This is a genomic window from Pseudoalteromonas sp. J010 (genome assembly GCF_003934235.1).
GTDB classification, from domain to species: Bacteria; Pseudomonadota; Gammaproteobacteria; order Enterobacterales; family Alteromonadaceae; genus Pseudoalteromonas; species Pseudoalteromonas peptidolytica.
In genome coordinates this window covers 1-18,045 of record NZ_RDBW01000030.1, presented here as the reverse complement: position 1 = coordinate 18,045, position 18,045 = coordinate 1, and the positions used below count along the sequence as shown (strand labels likewise).

Below are 18,045 nucleotides of genomic sequence, written 5' to 3'. Positions count from 1 at the left end.
TTACTCCTTCAAATTGAGTAAGTATTAAGTCAAATTGGTATAACTAATGAGGTTCAAGGATGGCTATTTGTCGTATAAAGCACGTAATTTTTGATGTGGGTAATGTTTTTGTTAGGTGGTCGCCTGAGGAGATTGTACGCCTTACTTTTGGCAATGAATGTGATGTGGTGGGGTTGTCTAAACAGTTGTTCCATAGTGAGACTTGGTTTGCGATTAACCGAGGGGAGCTGAGCGAAGCACAGACGAAGCAAGCCTTTATACAACACTGCAATTTAACGTCAGAGCAAGCGGAGGAGTTGTTCTTTTATATCAAAGAATCATTGATCCCGCTGTATGGCACGCTTTCATTGATGCAGCGCCTTAAAGCGGCTGGCTATAGTGCTTATGCCCTAACCGACAACGTACATGAAATTGTAAGCCACTTAAAAGCACGTCATACTTTTTGGCAATACTTTGACGGTGAAATTATTTCTGCTGAACTTGGCTGCATGAAGCCTGGCAAAGCTATTTTTACTCATTTACTGGAGCGCTATCAACTCGCTGCGGGTGATTGTGTTTTCCTCGATGATGTCCTGGCGAACGTTGAAGGTGCAAAGCAGGTTGGTTTACACGGCATTCAATTTTTTAATGCAGCGCAAGCTGAGCGCCAGCTGCGTGAGTTGGGGCTAACATTTTAACCAGCGTTGACCTTTAAAGTAAGCCCCAGCGCGAGCGAAATAACCTGAGGTTTGGATGCGAAATAAATTAATTTATTATCCGAAACTCAGGTTAGTCACACATATATTGGCGATTAGTGAAAGCGCAATTGCGACCACCGTAACAAGATACAGCACCCGTGTGACAATTCTGACGATTAGTCGGTACACAGTCTAAATCGCTCAAACGGTTAGCTCCGCCACCAATTTGCGCAGTTGCTTGCGGTGCGATAGCTTGAGTATTGTTCAAGTTTTTAAGTGGTCTTTTATTCAGCTTAATTTTCATAGTTATCTCCTTTGAGTTGTAAAAGAGTATTAACAGCGAAGTGAACCACAGTTATAGCAAGAGYCAAATGCTTTGCTGTTACATAAATCGGTTATTTCCCTGTCACAACCCGCGGTAATATAACCACCTGCGATATTTGGAGTTTGGGCTTTTTCCAAAGCTGTTGTGCGGTTGAGCTGTTTTATATTTCTTTTTGCTAGTGTTAATTTCATCTTATTGTCCTTATCGTGAAAGCTGACATGGTCGTATAAAAAACAAACTGCAATATTGAATGTACCTAATGTAAAATTTTTGTCAAATATGTTTTTGATGTGTTTCCTTTTTAGTTTCTCTAACGCTGTTTAGCTTAAACTCTTGCTGATAAGCCTTTCTCTAACTACAAATTTAACAACTAGGGTATAGGTGAATTTACATTGTCAGTAGCCCAACGCATTGAGATTGTTTGGTCTTTTTATTCATGCAACACTGCATCATGAGAATAATTAAAAACGGAATGAAGATGCGTAAATTAACAGCACTGGTGTGGTCTTGCTCTGTTTCCTTGTGCGTAGGTGCTGCGCTTGGAAACATGGCGAATGCTGATGAGTCACCCATATTTAGCTCCAAAGCTACGGCGCAACCAATCTGGGCTGAGCATGGTATGGTGTCGAGTCAAGAAGCACTTGCCAGTCAGATAGGTGTAGAGATCCTTAAGCAAGGTGGTAATGCCGTTGATGCAGCAGTTGCGGTTGGGTTTAGTCTGGCGGTAACTTTACCAAGGGCTGGAAACATTGGTGGTGGTGGCTTTATGTTGGTGCATTTAGCAAAAGAAAATAAAACCATCGCTATTGATTATCGCGAAATGGCGCCAAGTAGCGCCCATAATGGCATTTTTCTTGATGAAAACGGCGAAGTAGACCCTAAACTTAGCCTTCAACATGGCCTTGCTGTGGGTGTCCCAGGCACTGTTATGGGGATGGAGTTAGCACTAAAAAAGTATGGCACCATGACCCTTAGCCAAGTTATTCAACCGGCGATAAAGCTGGCGCGTGATGGCATTAAAGTGACCTCTGATCTAGCCAACTCTTTGTCTCATACTTACATTAAGCAGCGAATGCTAGATGTACCCGCGTCTAAGGCAATATTTTATAAAGAAGATGGCAGTAGCTACAAACCAAATGAATGGTTGGTACAAACTGATCTTGCTCACTCTTTAACGCTAATCGCAGAAAAGGGCAGTGCGGGTTTTTACCAAGGCGAGACGGCTAAGAAAATCGTTGCGGCAGTAGAGGCGGCTGGTGGTATTATGACACTTGACGATCTAAAAGCATATAAAGCGCTGGAGCGTCAGCCGCTAACAGGGTCATATCGAGGTTACGAAATCATCTCGATGCCGCCGCCTTCATCAGGTGGAGTTCACATCATAGAGATGTTAAATATGTTGGAGCAATACCCAATTGGTGAGCTGGGTCATAACAGCGCCGCAACTATTCATTTGATGGCTGAAGTTATGAAGCGTGCCTACGCTGATCGCAGTGAGTACTTGGGCGACCCTGATTTTTATGACGTACCAGTTGAGGCGTTAGTTGATAAGCAGTTTGCAAAGCAACGCAGTAAAAAGATACATCCAGATAAGGCAACGCCAAGTAGTGAAATTAAGCCCGGTAAATTGCTACCGTTCGAAAGTAACCAAACCACGCACTATTCCGTCGTTGATAAATGGGGGAATGCAGTTAGTAACACTTATACTTTAAACTTTAGCTACGGTTCGGGTATTGTAGCGGCAGGGACGGGGATTTTACTCAACAACGAAATGGACGACTTCTCGGCCAAACCCGGTAATCCTAATGGCTTTGGGTTAGTCGGTGGTGAAGCCAACGCTGTTGAAGGTAAGAAACGTCCGCTAAGTTCGATGACCCCGACCATCGTGATGAAAGAGGGTAAACCTTTTTTAGTAACAGGTAGTCCGGGTGGCTCACGAATTATCACCACCATGTTACAGGTCATTATGAATGTTATCGATCATGGCTTGAATATCGCTGAAGCGACCGTGGCTCCGCGTATTCATCATCAATGGCTACCAGATGAAATTCGGATAGAGCGTAGTTTAAATGGTGACACCCGACGCCTACTCGAAAGTAAAGGACACAGGCTTTCAGAAAAAAACGCCATGGGATCGACCCAGTCAATCATGCTTACCGATAAAGGGCTATTTGGTTCCTCAGATCCAAGACGAGCTGACAGTGCTGCGGTAGGGTATTAACTCACTTCTCACCTCAGTCTAGAGTAAATGGAATAGGGGCGTAGCAGCCCCTAGTTTAGCAAATGCCACAAGGCTATAAGTTGAAAGCAAAACTTGCCAATCTATTGCTTATCCAAACCTTAGGTTAGTTAAGAAATATTCGTTTTTATTTTGCTAAGCACACCGCTTTTTTGTCTGAAATTTCACTATCACAAGTTAAAAAGGCAGCACCATTTTCATCCAAAAACTGTCCTTGCCACTTTCCTCCTTTACCAAGTTCAATTGATAAAAAGCCAAATTTGCCTTGTGTATTCACCACCGCATTTTCACCATCCAAGTTGTAATCATATTCATTAAAGGCATTGGTGTTACTTAAACTAACACCACTGTTACCTACGACAATTTGCGGCGGCCTAGCGGTGCTTGTTGCAAAAGTTGAAGACTGATAAATGTGCATATGTCCTGCGAGCGATAATTTTACATGATCGGGCAGTTGGCCAGATTTGGTGCGTTTCAATGCAGTTTGTAGCATTACGTTTAGGGTATCTTTGGTTGTTGGGTTTTCAACGCCCCAAATGGGTCTGTGGCTCATGATCCACATGGGCTTGGTTTTTAGTAATTCACTTCTGACATTTAGTCTTTGATATTGTTGCTGGTAAACTTTAGTTAGCCCATTATCGGCACTGGCATCACACGCATTCGCGCTATCCATTACCCAAATACTGAGCGGCTTTAAATTGATGGTATAGGAGTTTTGCACAATGATATGTGCGCTTGCAGATTTTGGTGGTTGAGTATAATCACCTTGTGCTGGGCATTGTTGTTGCTCTACAGCATCAGGGAGGGCTGCCCCTGGGCCAAAAAAGTAAAACCAACCAACGCCAGCACGACTACACAACTCGTGATTTCCCCGTGCAAAAATCCATGGTGCCGTAGCTGAAAGTTGACGCGTTGCAAAAAAGAAGTCGGCTTGCCAATTACTCCATGTGTCTGGCCTGGGGCTATTTAGCGCGTTTTGGCTGTAGTAAGTGTCATTTAAGCCACAGCTTGCACCACCGTAGCCGCCGTCACCTGCGTCATAGGCGTAGGTATCCCCAGAGATTGCGCCGCCAGTACCGCGATAATTGAGATCTCCCATGTGAAGCAGTAGCTGTGGTCGTTGTTGTGCTCCTTGCGCCGTAAGGCTTTTAAACGGCTCAGCAGCGTTGTTGTTTTTACACACTGACGATTTACAGCCGGTGTCGCCGAAAACCGCGATTTTCTTAGGGTCAAAGGTGACTGGTGCTAACGAAAATGCGCTATTGGTGACTGTATAGGCAGTGTTTGATCTTAGCTTTGCTTCACATACGGTAACAGGAAAGTGCGTCGGGTTTGGGCGTTTTGCTCTTAATGTCATTGGTGTGACAGCTTTATTTGAGATAAGAGAGGGACATTGGCTGGCGTCGGTTAGTACACCATCGACAATCACTCGAGCATAAATATTGGGGGTTTCAGTAGTTGAGGGCGCAAACATAGTGTAAGCGCCGAGCACTTTGGTATTTACTTGTTGTACAGCAAGTGTACTACTGCAAGCTATTAAATTGAGCGCAGCAATGGCAATGATAACGCGCATGACTTCATTCCTTTTTTAATGTAGTAGAAGGAAGTTTAATTGATTGTTAATAGTTTGCGAGCCTTCAATGCAAATATCTGTGATCACACCGATACTCTATCCCCTTAGTAGCAAAAACACCCCAACTAACGCAATCAACCCACCACATAGCATTGATTTAGTGATAGTTTCTCTGCGTAAAAGCCCAATCGTCATCACCATAAGCGGTGCCGTTGCAAAGATGGTTTGCGCGATGGCTGGGTCGGTGTGATTAACGGATATCAACTGTAGCCATAGGCCGATAAAAGTACCAAAAAACACCGCAACAAACAGCCAGTTTTTGCCTTGAATTTGTTTCAGTGTAAGTGCCTTAAGTAGGCTTTGTGAACGCAAATAGGTGACAATAAAGGCCACAAATAAGGTACCTGAGGCGAGACGGATAAGTGCTGCCCACAAGCTGCTGATGCTTTCGTTAGTTAATGCGCCTTTGGAAAGTACCATACCCGCAGCTTGGCAAACAGCCGCTGTAAGTGCGAAGCAAACGCCAAGTATATAGTGCTTGTTGTCTACAACTGGCTGGCTACGACTTGGTTTGATTGCGAGCATTACGCCTACGGTCGTGATAGCAATGCCAAGCCAAGCTGATGCACTAAGATAAACACCAAGAATAATAATATTTAAGATCCCAGCAATGGCAGGTGCTAGGCTTTCAATCACCAAAGTGCGTGCAGGGCCAATATTTCTAAGTGCAGCAAAGTAGGCGCTGTCACCAATCGCTATACCCAGTATGCCACTGGCAATCAGCCAGCCCCAACTAGAGAGTAAGGTGGGGTACATGGTATCAGCGGTGACGAGTAAACATAATACCATCAGAGCAGAAGCAATAACGCCTTTGCTGACGTTTAGCTCAAACGGACTGAGGTGATGGCTAAATCGCTTGTATAAAATTGTTGAACCAGCCCATACTCCTGCTGCTGCAATTGCTGCCGCTTCCCCAATGCCAATCATATATACCACGCTGCTTGTGCTTATTAATTTGGTGGCAAGTATACATACATTGAACAAAAAATGGGGAGGGAGCGAGATCAAATCGTTATTACGGGGTTTTGGACGTCCATACATCTAGAGGTTGAAATTTTCCTGTTTTTGTCCATAATAATGCCATTCGATTAGTCTGGAGCAGCGCATGCCAATCACCGTCACCGACGAACTCCCAGCCATTGCCCAACTGCGTCATGAAAATGTTTTTGTGATGCCACAAAGCCGTGCATCAACGCAAGAGATCCGCCCTATGCGACTTGCCATATTAAACTTGATGCCAAATAAAGTGGAAACTGAGGTGCAATTTATTAGGCTATTGGCCAATACGCCTTTGCAAGTGAATGTCGACTTACTACGGCTAGACACTCATCGCAGTTCTGAAAATTCAGAGCAACACCTAGACATGTTTTACCGTTATTTTTCAGATGTAAAAGAGCAAAACTATGATGCCTTGATCGTCACCGGCGCACCACTGGCGCATCTTGAGTATGACGATGTGGTGTATTGGCAAGAGTTACAGGCGTTTTTTGATTGGGCAGAGCACCATGTTACTTCAACGCTCTTTTCTTGCTGGGCAGCGCATGCCGGTTTGTATCATCACTATGGTTTAAAGCGGGTGCTCAAAGAGGACAAACTGTGTGGGGTGTTTAAGCACCACTGTTATTTTGACCATGGGGCGCTGACTCGCGGCTTTGACGATGAATTTTTAGTGCCTCATTCTCGATATGGCCATATTGATGTCGACAAAATTAATACATGTAAAGACCTTGTAATTTTAGCTGGCTCAGAAAAAGTGGGTGCTTACTTAATAAAAAACCATTCTGGCAGCCAAGTCTATATCACAGGTCACCCAGAGTATGATGCTGACACGTTACAAAAAGAATATTTACGTGACTGTGAGAAAATGGCTAATGCACCGCAGCCTGAAAACTATTTTCCTGAGAATGACACCACAAAGCGCCCCTCCAAAACATGGCAAAGTCACGCGTTTTTGTTATTCTCAAATTGGTTAAACTACTATGTTTACCAAACCACACCTTATGATATTAACTTAGTTAGCCAAGATGTAAGGACTAACAATTATGCCGAATAATGTAGCCGTAAACGGTGAGCAAATTGCAGTGCAGCTTAAGCAAGCAATGCAGCAACGTATTCTGATCTTAGACGGTGCGATGGGTACAATGATCCAAAAGCACAAATTAGAAGAAGAGGACTATCGTGGTGAACGTTTTAAAGATTGGCATGTCCTTATCAAAGGTAACAACGATCTGCTAAGCTTGACGCAGCCGGAGATTATTAAGCAGATCCATCGTGATTATCTCGCTGCTGGCGCGGATATCATTGAAACCAATACTTTTAATGCCACCACTATCTCAATGGAAGATTATGATATGGCAAGCCTGAGTCGAGAGATTAATCTCGAATCGGCGAAGCTTGCACGTGCGGTGTGCGATGAATTTACCGCCCAAGACCCCAGCAAGCCTCGCTATGTGGCAGGTGTACTTGGTCCAACATCAAAAACCTGCTCCATTTCTCCTGATGTAAACGACCCTGGTTTTCGCAATATCACTTTCGACAAGTTGGTTGCAGCCTATGTCGAGTCAACGCTTGCCCTTATTGAAGGCGGTGCGCACCTTATTTTGATTGAGACTATTTTTGATACCCTGAATGCCAAAGCCGCGTCTTATGGTGTGGAGGAAGCCTTTGAGCAAGCTGGGGTGAGATTACCTGTGATGATCTCTGGTACTATAACCGACGCATCAGGGCGTACGCTGTCAGGGCAAACTACAGAGGCGTTTTATAACTCCATTCGCCATATTAAACCCATTTCCATTGGTCTGAATTGTGCGCTAGGTCCAGATTTATTAAGACAATATGTAGAAGAGCTATCACGGGTATGTGAAACGTTTACCTCTGTGCATCCAAACGCTGGGCTTCCCAACGAGTTTGGTGAATATGACTTAGAAGCCGATGACATGGCAAAAGAAATTATCGACTGGGGTAAAGAAGGATTTATCAACATAGTTGGTGGTTGCTGCGGCACCACACCTGAGCATATTCGCGCCTTCGCGAGAGGCCTTGAGCAAACCCAGCCGCGTAGCTTGCCTAACATCGAAGTGCGGATGCGTTTGGCTGGTCTTGAAGCCTGTAACTTAAATTAGGAATTCACCATGACACAAACAGCAGTATTTACTAACGTCGGTGAGCGTACCAATGTAACGGGTTCAGCAAGGTTTAAGCGCCTTATTCTAGAAGAAGATTACGAAACTGCATTAGATGTTGCCAGAGAGCAAGTTGAAAATGGTGCTCAGGTAATTGATATCAACATGGATGAAGCCATGTTGGACTCAAAAGCTGCGATGGTAAAGTTTCTCAATCTGATAGCGTCAGAGCCGGATATTTCAAAAGTTCCCATCATGGTTGACTCGTCTAAATGGGAAGTCATTGAAGCGGGCCTGAAATGTATTCAAGGTAAAGCCATCGTAAACTCAATCTCCTTAAAGGAGGGTGAGGCGCCATTTATTCACCAAGCTAAAATTATCAAACGTTTTGGTGCAGCCGTGGTAGTTATGGCGTTTGATGAAGTTGGTCAAGCGGAGAGCGCAGATAGAAAGTTTGAGATCTGTCAGCGCTCTTACAAAATCTTGGTTGATGAGCTTGGGTTTCCGCCAGAAGACATCATTTTTGACCCAAATATATTTGCGGTCGCCACGGGGATTGAAGAGCACGATAATTACGCCGTTGAATTTATCGAGGGCACGCGCAGAATCAAGCAAAACTTACCGCACTGTAAAGTGTCTGGGGGCGTATCGAACGTATCCTTCTCATTCCGTGGTAACAATCCAGTGCGTGAAGCTATCCACTCAGTATTTTTGTACCATGCGATTAAAGCGGGTATGGATATGGGGATTGTTAACGCCGGTCAGCTTGCAGTGTATGACGATATTCCAAAAGAGCTCCGTGATGCCGTTGAAGATGTGATCCTCAATACCGATGCTGGTGCTGGCGAGCGATTGGTTGAGATAGCGCCTAAATACTCAGGTATGGCGCAAGCAGACAAAAAAGAAGATCTAGAGTGGCGCTCTTGGCCAGTTGAAAAACGCTTGGAACACGCCCTCGTTAAAGGGATCACAGAGTTTATTGACGAAGACACAGAAGCCTGTCGTCAGCTGTTTGATAAGCCAATTCAAGTGATTGAAGGGCCACTGATGGATGGCATGAACGTGGTTGGCGACTTGTTTGGCGCGGGCAAAATGTTTTTGCCACAAGTGGTGAAATCTGCTCGAGTGATGAAGCGCGCGGTGGCCTACCTTGATCCTTACATTGAGGCAGAAAAAGAAGAAGGCACTAGCAACGGTAAAGTGATCATGGCCACGGTGAAGGGCGACGTACACGACATCGGCAAAAACATCGTGGGCGTGGTACTGCAATGTAATAACTACGAAGTTGTGGACTTAGGGGTGATGGTACCAGCAGAAAAAATCCTGCAAACGGCCATTGATGAAAATGCTGATGTCATTGGCTTGTCTGGCCTTATTACGCCTTCCCTTGATGAAATGGTGCATGTCGCTAAAGAAATGACACGCCGTGGCTTTGATATTCCATTGCTTATTGGTGGGGCTACCACATCGAAAGCCCATACCGCAGTTAAAATTGAACCTCAGTACGACAAAGGTGTGATTTACGTCAATAACGCCAGTCGCGCGGTTGGTGTGGTATCTAGCCTGCTAAGTAAAATACAAAAGCCCGAATTTTTGGCAAAAACCGCGGATGAATACGTCAAAGTGCGAGAACAACAAGCGCGTAAAAAGCCACGCTCAAAACCGGTTACCTTAGCGCGAGCTCGGGATAATGCTGCAAAACTTGATTGGCAAAACTATACGCCACCGGTACCAAGTAAGTTGGGGATCACTGAGTTTAAAGATGTGAGCATCAAAACTCTGCGCGATTACATCGACTGGACGCCATTTTTTATGACTTGGTCATTGGCTGGTAAATATCCACGTATTCTGCAAGACGAAGTGGTTGGTGAAGAGGCGCAAAAACTGTTTCATGATGCCAATGCTATGTTAGATCAACTAGAGCGAGATGGTAGTTTGCAGCCACTTGGTGTGATTGGTTTGTTCCCGGCTAACCGCGTGGGTGACGATATTGAGATTTACAAAGATGAGTCACGAAGTGAAGTCTTAGTTACGTCATGTCAGCTGCGCCAGCAAACCGAGAAAGCCGATTTTCCTAACTATTGTTTGTCGGATTATATTGCACCTAAAGGCACACCTGATTATTTCGGCGCATTTGCCGTCACTGGCGGCCTTGAAGAAGACGACTTGGCCGAGGCATTTGATGCTAAGCAAGATGACTACAACAAGATTATGGTTAAGGCAGTTGCAGATCGCTTAGCCGAGGCATTTGCCGAATATCTGCATGAGCAAGTGCGTAAAGTGCATTGGGGATTTGCTGCGGATGAAGCACTGAGTAATGAAGAGCTGATTCGTGAAAACTATCAAGGGATCCGCCCTGCGCCTGGTTATCCAGCGTGCCCTGAGCACACCGAGAAACAAAAAATTTGGCAACTGTTAGATGTCGAAAACCGTATCGGTATGAAGCTGACTAGTTCATACGCCATGTGGCCGGGAGCTGCGGTGTCGGGTTGGTACTTCTCGCATCCAGATTCTAAGTACTTTGCCGTTGCGACTATTCAAAAAGATCAAGTTGAAGATTATGCGACGCGCCAAGGGATGTCATTAGCGGAAGCTGAGCGCTGGCTCAGCCCAAACCTCGGCTACGAAACGACATAAACTGGATGATGATACAGCCCTATTTCTATAGGGCTTTTTATTGCGCTAAACAACACATCCTATGACTGATACCAATTAGCCTTAATACTTGTTCAATTTGAAGGCAGAAATCTAACTGCGTTAAAAATTTATTATTTAGAATAACTAAATAGCAAGGTTTATGCCTTGCCTACAGATGTAGTTACCTCGGCGTGATCAGGACGCGAAAGCGATGTGACAGACAAGATTTTCTTGCCTCAAAATAAACCACTTAAATAAAATAATTAATATAGTTCCAAATTCAAACCTTGAGCTAGATAAATTAAGCATCCAAATTCATTAGATAATGTTGTTTTGTGGTTAACAATGGAGGCTAAACTAACGTATACTAGATTGAATAACTGTTAATAATAAGGTTTTCGTCAACAATGAAAATGAAGTGGGTATGTTGGCTTTTGTTTATTTCGCCCATTAGCTGGGGAAGCAACCAGCTTGTTGTAGACATCATTAGCAGTGAAAATTTCAGTCAACGCTACGAAGACTTTCTTGCGGGTCGTCATGTGTTAGATGTTGACACCTTTCATCCCACAACCAAGGGATCTCATATCGAAATCATCGAAATGGTGTTACTGCAACAAGCGCTGTTTCTCGGTGGTGAAACCCGCCAAGTTGTATTCAACCCAAAACCATCTGTCAATATTTTAGAATTTTCCGATCTGATAGCAGGAGAGAGCTTAATTCTGGCCCGCAGTGTTTGGCATGAAAGTATCGTAGATTATCGAGGCGCATTATTTATTTCTGAGCCTATTGTTGAGGTTGGTGAATATGAGGCGGGTTTGTATGTTACAAAGCGCAATGTCGCGTTGCAACAGACTCCGCTGTCCCAATTGAGGCAGCTTGATGTGGTTTCTAACCCGAGATGGGCAGTTGATTGGCGAGCCCTGATGAATACAGATTTACACATGGTGAGTTTTATAGGTCCATGGGAAACTATGTTAGAGATGGTGGAAAGCAATGTGGTTGATACCATGTTGATCAACTTCAGTGTGAGCGATTCTTTGGTGTTAACCTTTGAGGGGAAAGAATATGTTCCTATAGAAGACATTAAAGTTGTATTACCCGATTCTCGCCATTTCGTTGTTAGTAAAAATCACCCTGAAGGTGAGCAAATATTTGCAGCGCTAAATCGTGGTTTAAACGTATTAAAGCAAAGGGGGATCATAAAGCGAGCACTTACTGAGTCTGGCTTTATTAATAAAAGGGTTGCGAATTGGCAGGTGGCTAATGCAAAAATGTTAGTTGAGGTAGATTGATGCAATTTTTGCTTATGGTGTTTGGTGTCGTTTTTGCACTTTTGCCGTCCTTTGGTACGTTGGCTTATGAATCTAAAGCACACATGCAGCAGATGTACGATGCTTTGCTACTTTCAGTGGAAGAAGACTATGATTTGTCGCTATTGCCCAGTATTCGTGCCCTCAAAGAGCAAGCACGAGGGCAGGGTGATAAAGAATTGCAAATTAAAACCCTATTGCTTGAGGGGAGTGTAGTGCAACACTTTGGTGAGTTTGAAGCTGGGCTGGATCTGCATCAACAAGCTTTGCAACTCGCTGGATCTGAAGCTAACACTATGCTTAAGGCCACGACTTATCTTGCCATTGCACATCTAGATATCGACCTTGAAAGTTTTGATCTTGCACAGCGGTATTTAGACAAAGCGTTACAATTGATAGAAACAATTGACGATAACGCGCAGATACATGCTGAGATTATGCTCTGGCAAGCACGCCTATATATGGATAAAGGCGCATATCGATTGGCACTTAAAACCGCAGCCACGCCGTTAGCTTCCTCTGTTCGTCAAGAAACTATCGCACAGTTAAGCTTAACGCGTTCATGGGCGTATTTGCAGCTCGGTAAGTACCCACAAGCAAGAGCAATTATCCAAAAGTTGGATGAGCAAAACTACCTGATGAAGAATCAGCGGATGCGCATTATGGCTGCGGTGCAGCGAGCGCGGATCGCGTTACAAGCCGGTGAATATCAAGATGCGATAACACTTGCTCAACAGGGATTAGAAATCACATTAGGTACGCGATTTTTGCTGTTTCAGTCTCAGCTTCAATGGATATTAGCGGCAGCGTATGCCCAGCAAGGTAACTATCAACAAGCGCATCGATACCTAAAGCGATATACTGTGACTGAAAAGTCGTTAAATTTGCAAAAGCGTAATAGCAAACTTTTGAAACTCGAAGCGCAGTATTCGCTTGCGCAGCAACAACAAGCGCTTGATGCACTTGAGCGTGATAATGCTCAGCAGGCAAAGCTTATTATTGCTCACCAACAGCAGATTGAGAATGCGAGGCTCAATCAGCAGCGTTGGCTGTTAATTGCATTACTTACCTTTACGCTTATCACCGTGATTTATTGGCGCTGGCAAAATAGGCAGTACACCAAACGACTTGAAAGCCAAGTCACAGCACGAACAGAAGAGCTTGCTGAGCGCAACAAACGCCTGCAAACCTTGAGCTTTACAGACAGCCTGACAGGACTTAATAATCGCCATCATTTTTTTAGTGTTATTGACAGTAAAATTGAAGCATGCCGTCAAGCTTGGCACGGTGCGCAGCCAAAAGGCAATGCAGATCTTATTTTTGTGATTGTAGATATTGATCACTTTAAGGGGATCAATGACACTTTTGGTCATGCCGCTGGTGATATAGTTTTACAAGATTTTTCTGAAATTTTAAAGCAGTGTACCCGTGAGTCAGACACGATAGTTCGCTGGGGTGGAGAAGAGTTTTTGCTGGTGATGCCTGATTTAGACTATGTGGCAGCACAGGAAGTGATGGAGTGGATCAGGCGGCAAGTGGAAATTTACCCTTTTATCGTCAATGACCAAGTTATCAATTGTACTTGCTCAATCGGCTTCGCTCCTTATCCTTTTTACCCTAGTGAGCCTGAAAAGCTTGGCTGGGAGCACGTACTAGAATTGGCTGATGGTGGGCTATATCTTGCAAAAGCATCGCGCAGAAACGCGTGGGTCGGTGTTTTAGCAGGAGAGGGTGAGGTGCTTAGCGGCAGCAGTCCACTTGCACATAACCTACAGACGTATTTACAAACAGGGAGACTGAGCACGCTCTCAAATCTTGCTGATCTTATCTATTCTCGAAAAGCGGGGTAACAAGCTGTGCAGGCAATAGCATACATTATGGCGCCATTTAAGTGTATTATGTAGGGTAAAACAACCTAAAAAGTACGACCCGTTTTGTTACCCATAGAAGCTGTTATTCCCGATATTATTTCAACACTTGCCTCAGATAGTCGTTTGGTATTACAAGCGGAGCCGGGTGCAGGTAAATCTACCTTAGTACCGCTGCGATTATTACAGGCAGGCTTATTCGGTGATAAAAAAATTATCATGCTAGAGCCACGTCGAGTTGCGGCTAAATCTATTGCGCATTATTTAGCAAAGCAGCTAGGAGAAACCGTTGGTGAGCGGGTGGGTTACCAAATTCGCAACGAAAAACGTCTGTCGGCTAAAACACGGTTAGAGATAGTCACTGAAGGGGTATTAACACGCCGTTTGCAAGCGGATCCTGAGCTGGTGGATGTTGGCTTGATTATTTTTGATGAATTTCATGAGCGCTCTATTCATGCTGACTTAGCGTTGATGCTGGCATATGAAGTACAACAAGCTTACAGAGATGACCTAAAGCTGCTAGTCATGTCGGCAACCATAGATACCGCACTGTTATCTCGCTATCTCGATGATGCCCCGATACTGACGTGTTCAGGAAAAACTTACCCCGTTGACGTCGCCTATTTTGGTAAACCGTCGCAGTATTTGTCTGATCATGTTCTGCGTGCATTGCAACAGGTACTTAGGGTGCAAGAGAGTGGCGATATTTTGGTATTTCTCCCAGGTCAAGGAGAGATAGTACGCTGTATAGAAGCCTGCAAAGCCACACTTGGAGAGGACATTATATGCTTGCCGCTATACGGTGGTTTACCATTGGCAGAGCAAGAAAAAGTATTGAGCAAACAAAGTGCCGCGGTGAGACGCGTAATTTTTGCCACAAATATTGCTGAAACCAGTCTGACCATAGAAGGGATCACGGGTGTGATTGACTCAGGACTTGAAAAGCGTCTGACTTATGATGTGAAAAGTGGCCTCTCTCGGTTGGATACGGTAATGATATCTAAAGCTTCTGCCACTCAGAGGGCAGGGCGAGCAGGACGTTTACAGCCAGGGTACTGTTTACGTTTATGGCAAGAAAGTGCGCACAACACCTTGAGTGACTTTCAGCCAGAAGAGATAACGACCACCGATCTTTGCTCGCTAGCGTTGGAGTTAAGTGCTTGGGGTATAACGCAATACCAAGATGCTAATTGGCTAAGTGCACCGCCAGAACGACACTTTACGGTTGCCCGTCAACTTAATAACGCGCTAAACCTCGTTGATGAACAAAATAAAATTTTAACCGCTGGGCAAATGGCATTGGCGCTGGGGGTTGCGCCAAGGTTAGCAAGCATGCTATTGCAAAGTAGCACATTACAAGAACAGCAAATTGCTTGCTTGTTAGCGGCGATGTTAAGTGAACGAGATATTCAAATACAAGCCGAAAACAGTGATATTACTCGGCGATTGTTGGCATTAGTTGAGTATAGTAAAGACAAAAAGGCCGCCACTAGTGCTTACCGCCTACATCGTGCGACCACTGAAGTTGTACTTACTTTAGCCAAGTCTTTTGCTAAAAAGCTGGGCATTGTGTTAAACATCGAACGCCTCTCACTTACTGATATACATAACCATACTGCTAGTTTGCTGCTGCATGCCTTTGTTGATCGCGCTGCGCAAAAGCGTGCTCACGGTGACAATCGTTATTTACTTGCCAATGGTAGAGGCGTAACGCTACGCGAAGCAGATACGCTGCAAGGTGAGGAATATTTAGTGGTATGTGATGTGGATGGGAAAAACAAAGATGGCCTAGTATATCTGGCTTGTGCGGTGAGCCAGAGCCTACTCCTTGAACAGTTAGCCTCGCAGTTAAGCGAGGAAACCCATTATCAGCTAGACAATAAAAAAGAAGCGATACTTGGGCGTCGCCGTCTATGTTACCAGGCACTTATCTTAAAAGAACAAAACCTAAGTCAGATCCCTGCTTGTGAATTTGAGTCATGTGTGAAGGATATTTTAACTTCACAAGGACTTGGGCTATTAAACTGGTCCGCAAAAAGCCAAGCTTGGCTTGCACGAGCGAAATGGCTTGGCGAACACGTGGATGAATTTCCGTGTATCTCAGAAGCCCATTTAATCGCGCAGTTAGATACGTGGTTGCTGCCTTATCTCAGCGGTGTGAGTACTATTAAGCAATTAAAACAATTGGACATCTTTAATTTGCTACAGGCAACACTGACGTGGGATCAACAGCAACAATTAGCGTCACAGGCTCCCGAATTTTATATTACACCCAGTGAAAAACGTGTCTTGATCCGCTACGACGAGCATCAAGGTCCGACGGTGTCCGTGGTACTGCAAGAAATGTTTGGACAGCTAGAGTCACCCATGTTGGCTGGTGGTAAGGTTGCGGTACGCTTCGAATTATTGTCGCCAGCCAAAAGGCCTATTCAAACTACCAGTGACTTAGGAAATTTTTGGCGCACCTCTTACTTTGATGTAGCTAAAGAGATGCGTGGCCGATACCCCAAGCACCGTTGGCCAGATAAGCCGCTAGAAGAAAAGCCCGGTCGCTCGATAAAACCTAAATCTCATTAATTGACGAAAGGCGAGTGGTAGGAAARACTCCATCTTGTTCTTGTCTGCACAAATTAATGCTGTAAAGAGGCTTATATCTAGCTTTTATGCAGAAGTATTAGACATGATTGAAAATGGCCTGCTTTGTATTTAGGTCTATCGGAAAACTTCGCTCGCAACAAACGCGGTTACTCGTTAAGCTTGATGTAATACCAATTTGACTTAATACTTGCTCAATTTGAAGGAGTCAATCTGACGCTAACAGTGTTAAAAATTTCTCATTTAGAACAACTAAATAGCAAAATTTTTGCCTAGTTATCGACAAGATTTTCTCGCCTCAAAATAGACCACTTAATTAAGAGAATTGGTATAAAACGCGTGGCTATAGTTGAAGGGGAGAAATAGATGCAAATAAAAAGCAGGCAGCTAGTTATTYTTTTATTGTTAATAATGCTGGTGTTGGCCAGTTGGCTGCCGCCATTTAACGCTGCGATGATGGCGTTTATTGACGAAGCGTTACTTCAGTCTTCATTGGTCTATGCTTCTGCCCGTACCGTGAATGGTGCGATTTCTTTGCTGCAATCGGCAGAACTCGGCATAGGCGTAGCGAGTATTCAGCCTGCTCAGTTGCTCGACCCTATTAATGACTTAGCAGAATACATATCTAATGTAATGCAGCTGGCGATAGGTTCACTGTTTATTCAACGAATTCTATACGCTATTTCAACCCATGTTATGTTTAGTATCGCGTTTACGGTAACCGTGGTTGGTTACATAATGTGCTCGTACATGGGGCTTTGGCAACATGTGCGAACTAAAATATTAGCGACTATGATATTGATCCGGTTTTTAGTACCTTTCGTTATTTTATCGACAGGCGTCACCAGTCAGTTGTTGTTAGATAATGAAATAGATAAACAAAACCAAGTTGTCTCTAGCAGTGTTGATGTATTTCAATCACAGGCGACGCAGACCAGCAGCCAAAGTGCTAAGTTAAAGTCCAAAGTCACTGAGCAGAAACAAACACATCGTGGGCATATTGAACAACTAACCAATCAACAAATTCAGCTGCACGGTGAAGCGACTGAGCTCAATGCACAACTTCAAGCACTATCAAAAGACATTGAAGCAGCGCAAGCTAATCGCAGTTTGTCACAGTGGTTAACATTTACTAAAAGTGAAGAAGCTAAACCACTTATAGAGAAGCAGCAACAACTAGACAGTAAAAAGGCAAAGCTAGATAACCAAATCGCACTCATTAATAGAGAGAAAGACCAACATCAACAAGCTATTAATGAATTAAATGAGCAGCTTCAAGGTGATACAGAAGGCACACTCAGTCGAGCAATTAAAGCGGTATCTGGTGGAATTACTGATATGCTTAATGCCGCAGAGTCTTTATTTATTGATTTTTTGAATGTGGTTTCGCTACTAATATTAAAATTAGTACTCATGCCACTGTTATTTTTCTATTTAGCGAGTAAAGCCTTTAAGGGAATTTGGCGATATCATCGCACTGCTTGATGAGCATAATACCAATTTGACTTAATACTTGCTCAATTTGAAGGAGTAAATCTGACGCTAACAGCGTTAAAAATTTCTCATTTAGAACAACTAAATAGCAAAATTTTTGCCTCGTTATCGACAAGATTTTCTCGCCTCAAAATAGACCACTTAA

General features: G+C 44.0%; 13 protein-coding genes. 9 read left to right on the top strand and 4 right to left on the bottom strand.

What is annotated here, in order from left to right:
- Window positions 1-59 precede the first annotated feature (59 nt).
- Complete coding sequence (locus tag EAG18_RS15910) at window positions 60-677, top strand: HAD family phosphatase (protein ID WP_125253358.1); 618 nt, start codon at window positions 60-62, stop codon at window positions 675-677.
- A gap of 91 nt (window positions 678-768) precedes the next feature.
- On the opposite strand, the gene EAG18_RS15905 is transcribed toward EAG18_RS15910, so the two are convergent.
- Together EAG18_RS15905 and EAG18_RS15900 are read right to left on the bottom strand one after the other, a co-directional pair.
- Window positions 769-981 (bottom strand): hypothetical protein, encoded by a 213-nt coding sequence (locus tag EAG18_RS15905; protein WP_125253357.1) that lies wholly within the window; start codon window positions 979-981, stop codon window positions 769-771.
- Between the two features lie 29 nt (window positions 982-1,010).
- Window positions 1,011-1,193: a hypothetical protein gene (locus EAG18_RS15900; RefSeq protein WP_125253356.1), complete on the bottom strand. Its 183-nt coding sequence runs from the start codon at window positions 1,191-1,193 to the stop codon at window positions 1,011-1,013.
- A 287-nt stretch (window positions 1,194-1,480) separates the two neighbouring features.
- Between EAG18_RS15900 and ggt the strand changes: the two genes are divergently transcribed.
- Window positions 1,481-3,223 (top strand): gamma-glutamyltransferase, encoded by a 1,743-nt coding sequence (gene ggt, locus EAG18_RS15895; protein ID WP_125253355.1) that lies wholly within the window; start codon window positions 1,481-1,483, stop codon window positions 3,221-3,223.
- A 145-nt stretch (window positions 3,224-3,368) separates the two neighbouring features.
- Here ggt and EAG18_RS15890 read toward each other — a convergent pair whose 3' ends face one another.
- Window positions 3,369-4,814: a metallophosphoesterase gene (locus EAG18_RS15890; protein ID WP_125253354.1), complete on the bottom strand. Its 1,446-nt coding sequence runs from the start codon at window positions 4,812-4,814 to the stop codon at window positions 3,369-3,371.
- A gap of 96 nt (window positions 4,815-4,910) precedes the next feature.
- Complete coding sequence (locus EAG18_RS15885) at window positions 4,911-5,801, bottom strand: DMT family transporter (RefSeq protein ID WP_125253353.1); 891 nt, start codon at window positions 5,799-5,801, stop codon at window positions 4,911-4,913.
- Window positions 5,802-5,979: 178 nt separating this feature from the next.
- On the opposite strand from EAG18_RS15885, the gene metA reads away from it, so the two are divergent.
- The 7 genes from metA (at window position 5,980) to EAG18_RS15850 (ending at window position 17,891) form a co-directional block, all read left to right on the top strand.
- A complete protein-coding gene (gene metA / locus EAG18_RS15880) occupies window positions 5,980-6,927 on the top strand; it encodes a homoserine O-succinyltransferase (protein ID WP_125253352.1) in 948 nt (315 codons plus the stop codon).
- Window positions 6,917-7,996, top strand: a complete 1,080-nt coding sequence (locus EAG18_RS22400; RefSeq protein ID WP_125253351.1) for a homocysteine S-methyltransferase family protein — start codon at window positions 6,917-6,919, stop codon at window positions 7,994-7,996. Before metA ends, EAG18_RS22400 begins: the two co-directional genes overlap by 11 nt.
- Before the next feature lie 9 nt (window positions 7,997-8,005).
- Complete coding sequence (gene metH, locus EAG18_RS15870; protein WP_125253350.1) at window positions 8,006-10,633, top strand: methionine synthase; 2,628 nt, start codon at window positions 8,006-8,008, stop codon at window positions 10,631-10,633.
- A 407-nt stretch (window positions 10,634-11,040) separates the two neighbouring features.
- The gene (locus tag EAG18_RS15865; RefSeq protein ID WP_125253349.1) at window positions 11,041-11,925 is read left to right on the top strand and encodes a hypothetical protein; all 885 of its coding nucleotides are present in this window, start codon (window positions 11,041-11,043) and stop codon (window positions 11,923-11,925) included.
- A complete protein-coding gene (locus EAG18_RS15860) occupies window positions 11,925-13,793 on the top strand; it encodes a GGDEF domain-containing protein (protein WP_125253348.1) in 1,869 nt (622 codons plus the stop codon). Before EAG18_RS15865 ends, EAG18_RS15860 begins: the two co-directional genes overlap by 1 nt.
- 84 nt (window positions 13,794-13,877) lie before the next feature.
- Complete coding sequence (gene hrpB / locus EAG18_RS15855) at window positions 13,878-16,388, top strand: ATP-dependent helicase HrpB (RefSeq protein ID WP_125253347.1); 2,511 nt, start codon at window positions 13,878-13,880, stop codon at window positions 16,386-16,388.
- A gap of 384 nt (window positions 16,389-16,772) precedes the next feature.
- Entirely contained in the window at window positions 16,773-17,891 is a 1,119-nt protein-coding gene (locus tag EAG18_RS15850) for a hypothetical protein (protein ID WP_125253346.1), read from the top strand.
- Window positions 17,892-18,045 lie beyond the last annotated feature (154 nt).